General features: G+C 66.9%; 1 pseudogene. It reads left to right on the top strand.

Features of this window, described 5'->3' with window-relative positions:
• Nucleotides 1–159 (top strand): annotated as a pseudogene (locus ACLJNW_RS24010) (hypothetical protein); the annotation flags it as partial.
• Nucleotides 160–323 lie beyond the last annotated feature (164 nt).

Below are 323 nucleotides of genomic sequence, written 5' to 3'. Positions count from 1 at the left end.
CAGGAACGGCGCTACGCCCATGCCCATGTCGACCGCCTGCACCAGCAGGTGGTACAGAGCATCGAGACCAGCTCGCTGCACCTGGACCTGATCAGCGACATGAAGCGTCTCAACTCGCTGTTCTGCGCCATCGCCTACGCCGTGCTGGACAATCCAGACGCGCCGAGCAGCGCGGCCGACGAGGGCACTCGGCGGGACGAGGACGACTGGGCCGACGAAGTCGACGACATGACCTCGGCGCCGCTGGCCGAGCCAGCGCTCGCCGAGGAGCGAGCGGAAACGCGCCGTTCGCGACATTAGCCGTTCTGCGGGTAGGTTCGTCA

The sequence above is a fragment of the Salmonella sp. SAL4457 genome, from assembly GCF_046548235.1.
Taxonomy (GTDB): domain Bacteria; phylum Pseudomonadota; class Gammaproteobacteria; order Enterobacterales; family Enterobacteriaceae; genus Salmonella; species Salmonella enterica.
This window is presented reverse-complemented; position numbering and strand designations above follow the sequence as displayed.